Origin of the sequence: Roseateles sp., assembly GCF_036404855.1 — a bacterium.
GTDB lineage: Bacteria > Pseudomonadota > Gammaproteobacteria > Burkholderiales > Burkholderiaceae_C > Pelomonas.
The window spans coordinates 1-6,778 of sequence record NZ_DASWYS010000348.1 but is presented as its reverse complement, the minus strand read 5'-3'; the positions used below and the strand labels follow the sequence as shown (position 1 = coordinate 6,778).

The 6,778-nt window shown below is 68.4% G+C and carries 4 protein-coding genes; 2 read left to right on the top strand and 2 right to left on the bottom strand.

Annotation, left to right across the window (positions count from 1 at the left end):
• Positions 1-1,316, bottom strand: a 1,316-nt coding sequence (locus VGF12_RS23165; protein WP_331178406.1) for a methyl-accepting chemotaxis protein, incomplete at its 3' end; no start/stop codon positions are given.
• A gap of 177 nt (positions 1,317-1,493) precedes the next feature.
• Here VGF12_RS23165 and VGF12_RS23160 point away from each other — a divergent pair.
• A complete protein-coding gene (locus tag VGF12_RS23160; RefSeq protein WP_331178405.1) occupies positions 1,494-2,381 on the top strand; it encodes a 5'-nucleotidase in 888 nt (295 codons plus the stop codon).
• Positions 2,382-2,434: 53 nt separating this feature from the next.
• Here VGF12_RS23160 and VGF12_RS23155 read toward each other — a convergent pair whose 3' ends face one another.
• Positions 2,435-3,199, bottom strand: coding sequence for a PEP-CTERM sorting domain-containing protein (locus tag VGF12_RS23155; protein ID WP_331178404.1), 765 nt, complete (start codon positions 3,197-3,199; stop codon positions 2,435-2,437).
• 198 nt (positions 3,200-3,397) lie between these two features.
• Between VGF12_RS23155 and VGF12_RS23150 the strand changes: the two genes are divergently transcribed.
• On the top strand, positions 3,398-6,760 hold the full coding sequence (locus VGF12_RS23150) for a S41 family peptidase (RefSeq protein ID WP_331178403.1): 3,363 nt from the start codon (positions 3,398-3,400) through the stop codon (positions 6,758-6,760).
• The last annotated feature ends 18 nt before the right edge of the window (positions 6,761-6,778 follow it).

Sequence of the window (6,778 nt, the reverse complement as noted above, 5' to 3'; positions counted from 1 at the left end):
GCATCACCGACCAGGCGTGAGCCGGCCTCGACCCGGTCGACGCTCGCGCCGATCAGCGTCTTGATCTCCTTGGCAGCCTCGGCGCTGCGCTGGGCCAGCGTACGCACTTCGCCCGCAACGACCGCGAAGCCCCGGCCCTGCTCGCCGGCACGGGCCGCTTCCACGGCCGCGTTCAGCGCCAGGATGTTGGTCTGGAAGGCGATGCCGTCGATGGTGCCGATGATGTCGCCGATCTTCTGGCTGGACTGGTGGATCTCAGTCATTGTGTTGACGACCTCGGCCACCACGTTGCCGCCACGGCGGGCCACGTCGGCCGCGGAGCCCGTCAGCTGGTTGGCCTGGGCAGCCGAATCGGCGCTCTGGCGCACGGTGCTGGTCAGTTCCTCCATCGCACTGGCCGTCTCCTCCAGGTTGGAGGCCGTCTGCTCGGTGCGGGCGCTGAGGTCCAGGTTGCCGGTCGCAATCTGCGTGCTGGCCGTGGAGATGTTGTCAACGACCACGCGCACCTCATGCAGCGCGCCGCGCAAGGCCTCGCGCATCGCATCAATGGCGCGCAGCAGCTGACCGGTCTCGTCATTGCGGTAGTGGCGCTGGGGCTCGCCGGTCAGGTCCATGTCGGCGATCAAACGGGCCGCACGCTCAGCCTCCCGCAGCGGGCCGGTGATGCCGCGTGTCAGCACGATGCTCAGCGCAATGCCGGTCACCAGCGCCAGTGCCGTGCACCCCACCAGCAGCCACACGGTTCGCGTGCGCAGCGCCTCAACGCGACTTGCCGATGCATCCAGTTGGTCGCGCTGGCGCGCCACGAGGTTGGTGACGCCTTCCAGATAGCTCTTGGACGTCGGCTCGAACCGCTCTGCAAACAGCTTGGCGGCGCCTTCCGCATCGCCTGCCTTCTTGGCCTTGCTGACCTCCTCGCGGGCGGCCAGGTAGGTCTTGCGCAGTTCGCCAATGCGGGCGAACAGGTCCTTTTCTTCGGGGCTGTCCAGCGCCGTCTCGATCAGCTTCTGCAACTCGTTGGTCTGCGCAATGGACGACGCCGTGGCCGGCGCGAAGTATTCGATCAGCGAGGCGTCGCTGCTCCGGGCGATGGCGGCGGCACGCTGCACGCCAGAGGTGGTGTGGCGCAGCCAGTCGGTGGCGGCACGCTCCACCGTCAGGCTCTTGCTCAGCATGGCGTCCACTTCCTTGCCGAGCGAGCTCAGTTGCCAGACGGCCACAAGGCTGCTGAACACCGACAGCCCGAGGATGCAGGACAGGACCAGCGCGAGCCGGCGGCCAATGGAGCCCGTGCGGGCGATGGGGGTGGATGACATGAAAGGCGCTCCCTTGACCCGACCCGCGGCATGCGGACGGATACCAACCGCGCATGATCGGGGCTTCTTCCCAAGGTTTCCACCGCCCATCAAGGGTAAACCCTCTGGTTGCGCGAATTGCTTCACAGATTCCAAGCCGACGTGGTGACGCAGCGCCGCCGCCTATCATCGACAGCCATGCCAGCCAGCCTCAGCGGTCAACTCGTCGTGGCGATCTCGTCGCGCGCCCTCTTCGATTTCGAGGCCGAGAACCAGGTGTTCGAGGCCGAGGACGACCACGCCTACATGGCGCTGCAGCAGCGCCTGATCGACACGCCCGCCCAGCCCGGCGTCGCCTTCTCGCTGGTGAAGAAGCTGCTGGCCTTCAATGGCGGTGGTGTACAGCGCGTGGAGGTGGTGGTGTTGTCGCGCAACGACCCCATCTCCGGCATGCGCGTCTTCCGCTCGGCGGCTCACTACGGCCTCACGGTGGAGCGCGGCGTGTTCACGCGCGGCGCGGCGCCCTGGCGCTATCTGCGGCCGCTGTCCGCCCAGCTGTTCCTGTCGGCCAACGACGCGGACGTGCGCCAGGCGCTGGCGGCCGGCGTCGCCGCCGCGCGCGTGATGCCGCTGTCGCGCCAGGCTTCGGCTGAGCACCCGGGCGAACTTCGCATTGCCTTCGATGGCGACGCCGTGCTGTTCTCAGACGAGGCCGAGCAGGTCTACCAGCGTGACGGTCTCGCGGCCTTTCGCGAGCACGAGAGCGAGCGAGCCCACCAACCGCTGCCGGCCGGGCCGTTCAAGCCGGTGCTGGAGGCGCTACACCGGCTGCAGCACGTGCCGGACATGCGCGTGCGCACGGCCCTGGTCACGGCGCGCAGCGCGCCGGCCCACGAGCGCGCCATCCGCACGCTGATGAACTGGCGCATCGAGGTTGACGAGGCGATGTTCCTCGGCGGCCTGGCCAAGGGCGAGTTCCTGCGCGAGTTCGAGCCGGACTTCTTCTTCGACGACCAGCCCGGCCATGTCGAGAGCGCCGCGGCCCATGTGCCGGCCGGTCAGGTGGCGGCGGGCATCGCGGCCTGAAAACGCCGACGGCCCCGTGAGGGGCCGTCGGGCAGGACCGGAGCGCAGAGCGCTCAGGCGCGGCGGCGGCGCGCCATGAAACCGATGGCGCCGATGCCGGCCAGCAGCATCGCGTAAGTGCTGGGCTCGGGGACGGCCGTGACGCTGAAGCTCAGGTTGTCAATGGCCAGGCCATGGTCGTTGCCGACGTCGTTGACGTCGTTCCAGCGAATCCACAGCGTGTCGCCGGCAGCCCAGTTCGTGCTGATCGTGCCACCCAGGTTGGCGCTCAGGCCGGCCACGTTGCCGTTCACGGCTGCGGCGGTGGCGGTGTTGACGATCGACTTCACGTCGAAGCCGGCACCTGCATTGGTCCACGACGTCACGCCCGCGAAGCTGCTGCCGAAGCCGTATTGCACCGTCAGTTGCTGCACAGCGGTGTTGCCGCCATTGCGCCACTGCTCGCCGTCAAAGTGCAGCGTGAAGCTGTCCAGCGCTGCGCCGCTGTTGTTGGTGAAAGACAGCGCCAGCGTCGGGTTGGCGACCGTGCCGCTGGCGACGGTGCCCAGCGCGCGGTCTGCCGCCGAACCAAAGCTGTAGGCGGCGCCGGCGTTGTCGGCGCCAGTGCTGGCACGGTAGGTGGTCAGCGCGGTCGTGCCGTTGAAGATGCTCCAGCCGGCCAGCGTGCTGTCGTTCACCCAGGGGTTGGTCGCACCGGTGGTGGCCAGGCTGTCAAAGGTCTGACCGTAGGTGAAAGCCGAGCTGCCCACCGACAGGCTGGCGTGGGCGGACAGGGCGGCCAGCAGGCCAGCCGAGGCAATCAGGAACTTGGGGGACATGCGTGCGTTCTCCAGGAGCGTGTTGAAGGACAGAAAGGACTTTGACTATCGCGTCAGAATGGGTCAATACGATGAATCCTGCCCCGCAAATCGGGGGTACCGACTGGTGCGTTAGCTGTGCCAGTCGGTGTCCATGCCATGACGAAGCGCTGCCTCGTCCGGCCACATGACAATCCCGCCTCTTCGAGGAGACCCTGAATGCCACGCTTCCGCCTGGCCGCCCTGTCGGCCACGACCGCATTGCTCGCTGCGGCGAGCTCCGCCACCTGGGCCGGCACCGCCGGCTTCTACCGCCAGCCCGCGCTGCAAGGCGAGCAGATCTATCTCGTCGCCGAGGGTGACCTCTGGCGTGTCGGCCTGGCCGGCGGCGAGGCTCAGCGGCTGACCACCCATCCGGGCCAGGAGAACCAGCCCGCCGCGTCGCCCGATGGCCGCTGGCTGGCCTTCACCGCCCAGTACGACGGCGGCACCGAGATCTACCTGATGCCTGCCACCGGCGGCGTGCCCAAGCGCCTGACCTGGGAAGGCGGCGGCATGCGTGTCTGGGGCTTCACGGCCGCCGGCGAGGTCCTCTACACAAGCCTGGATGCCCGTCCCGGCTCGCAGCTCTTTGCGCTGGACGTGAAGTCCGGCCAGCGCCGCCAACTGCCCGTGGGCCAGGCCAGCGATGCCGCGCTGAGCGCCGACGGCAAGACGCTGTACTTCACCCGGAGCGGCCTGCGCAGCGACAACGCGCGCCAATATCGCGGCGGCGCCATCGCGCGGCTGTGGGCGCTGGACCTGGGCGGCAATGCCGAGGCCAAACCGGTGCTCGCCGAGGGCAACAACGACCGCCGTCCGCTGCCCTACCGGTCCGGCGGCGCGGAGCGCATCGCCTTCCTGTCCGATCGTGACGGCACGGTCAATCTCTGGTCGGTCGATGCGAAGGGCGGCGACCTGCGCCAGCACACCACGCACAAAGGCTGGGACATCCGCCATGCGTCCATCGACGGCAGCCGCGTCGTCTACGCGGTGGGGGCCGACCTCTACCTCGTCGATCTGGCGCAGTCCGCGACGCCGCGCAAGCTGGACGTGACGCTGGGCGGCGACTTCGACCAGCAGCGCGAGCGCTGGATCAAGAAGCCGCAGGACTTCCTCGTCGACGCGGCCTTCGCGCCCAACGGCGAACGCGTGCTGCTGTCGGCCCGTGGTCATCTCGCGACTCAGGGCGTGCAGCAGTTGCGGCGTGCCGAACTGCCGCAACCGGCGGACGGCCGCTGCAAACAGGCCGAGTTCACGAGCGACAGCAAGGGCGTGCTGGCCTTCTGCGACTTCAGCGGCGAGCAGGAGGTCTGGCGCTTTGCGGCCAACGGCAGCGGCCAGCCCGAGCGACTCACCAGCGGCAGCGCGATGCAGCGCCGTGCGATGCTGCCGTCGCCGGACGGCAAATGGCTGGCGCACACGGACAAGGAAGGTCGCATCTGGCTCACGGACCTGAAGGCCCCCGCCGGCAAAGGCGCGACGCGCGAGCTCGGCCAGAACAAGCTGCCCGGCGTGCCCGACCTGCAAGCCTGGAGCCCCGACAGCCAGACGCTGGCCTGGACGCTGCCACTGCGCAACGCGAACCGCGAGCAGTTGCAGCTGCACCACCTGCCGGACGGCCGCACGCACACGCTGACGACTGACCGCTACGAAACCGGAAGCGCCAGTTTCAGCCCCGACGGCCAGTGGCTCTACCTCGCGTCGGCTCGCAATTTCCAGACAACCGGCAACGGTTCGCCATGGGGAGACCGCAACACCGGCCCGTTCTTCGGCTTCCGCACCAAGCTCTACGCGCTGGCACTGCAGCCGGGCCTGCGCTCGCCGTTCTCACCCAAGGACGAGCTGGAGTCGGCCACCGAAAAGAAGGCCGAGGAGCAGCGCGTGCAGGACCGCAAGGCGACCGACAAGGATCCGACCGAGCGCAAGCCCGACGACAAGGACAAGAAGCCGGAGGACAAGAAGCCGGGCAAGCCGGCCATCGTCTTCGAAGGACTGTCGGAGCGCCTCTACGAGCTGCCCGTGCCGGCCGGCAACTACCGCGCACTGCGCGCCGAAGGCAAGCGCCTGTGGTTCCTGGATCGCGACCTCGACGGCAAGAGCCAGCTCAAGTCCATCGCCATCGACAACCAGGGCGGCCCGGCCGAGATCCTGGCCAATGATGTGCGCGCCTATGACGTCAGCGCCGACGGCAAGAAGCTGATGGTGATGCGCAACCAGAGCAGCGGCGCCGCGCCGGAGGTGCTCATCGTCGACGCTGCGCCCAAGCTGCCGACTGACCTGGCCAAGTCCCAGGTGCGCTGGAGCGACTGGCAGATCGCCACGCAGCCGCGCGCCGAGTGGAAGCAGATGTTTGCCGACGCTTGGCGCATGCACCGCGACCATTTCTACGACAAGGACATGCACGGCGTGGATTGGACAGCCGTGCGGGCCAAGTACGAGCCGCTGGTGGATCGCGTGACAGACCGCTTCGAGCTGGCCGAACTGATGGCGCAGATGGTGGGTGAAGTGAGCGCGCTGCACAGCCAGATCGGCGCCGGCGACACCCGTCCCTCCCCGGATGAACCGGGCCTGGCCGGCCTGGGCGGGCGCTTCTCCAAGGCGCCGGGTGGCTGGCGCATCGACGCCATCTACGGCCATGAGGCCGAGCTGCCCTCCGAAGCGCCGCCGCTGGCCGCCGCCAGCGTCAGGCTGAAGGTGGGCGATGTCATCACGGCCATCAACGGGCGCCCGACCGCCGACGCACCGCACCTCCTGGAGCTGCTGCGCGGCCAGGCCGGTCGTCAGGTGCTGCTGGATGTGAAACAGGCCGACGGCAAGGCGGTGCAACGCATCGTCACGCCGGTGACGCAGATGCGCGAGAACCAACTGCGCTACAACGACTGGCGCGTCAGTCGCGCCCGCGCTGTCGAACAGGCGGCCCAAGGCCGCATCGGCTACGTGCACTTGCGCGCGATGGGGCCAGCGGACATTGCCGACTTTGTGCGTGAGTTCTACGCCGCCAGCGACCGCGACGGCCTGATCATCGACGTGCGCTACAACAACGGCGGCAACATCGACAGCTGGATCCTGGAGAAGCTGCTGCGTCGCGCATGGGCCTTCTGGCAGCCACGCTCCCCCGCTGGCACGCCGGTCAATCCCAACATGCAGAACGTCTACCGCGGCCACACCGTGGTGCTCATGAACGAGGACACCTACAGCGACGGAGAGACCTTCGCCGAAGGCTTCAAGCGCCTGAAGATCGGCCCCGTCATCGGCAAGCGCAGCTCCGGTGCAGGCGTGTGGCTGTCGGACCAGAACCGCCTCATCGACAACGGCATCATGCGCGCCGCCGAGACGGGCCAGATCGACGCCGAGGGCCGTTTCCTCATCGAAGGCATCGGCGTGACGCCGGACATCGACGTCGACAACCCGCCGCGCGCCACCTTCTTGGGACAGGACGCGCAGTTGGATGCGGCGATCGCGGAGTTGAAGAAGCGCATCGCCGAACAGCCCGTTCCGGTCGTGAAGCCGGGGCCCTACCTCAGGCCGACAAAGCCCTGAACCAGCAAGGGAGGCCAC

What these genes read in the sequence shown, in the direction of transcription:
- VGF12_RS23160 (WP_331178405.1), top strand. Translation starts at nt 1,494, where the DNA reads ATGCCAGCCAGCCTCAGCGGTCAACTCGTCGTGGCGATCTCGTCGCGC.
- VGF12_RS23155 (WP_331178404.1), bottom strand. Translation starts at nt 3,199, where the DNA reads ATGTCCCCCAAGTTCCTGATTGCCTCGGCTGGCCTGCTGGCCGCCCTG.
- VGF12_RS23150 (WP_331178403.1), top strand. Translation starts at nt 3,398, where the DNA reads ATGCCACGCTTCCGCCTGGCCGCCCTGTCGGCCACGACCGCATTGCTC.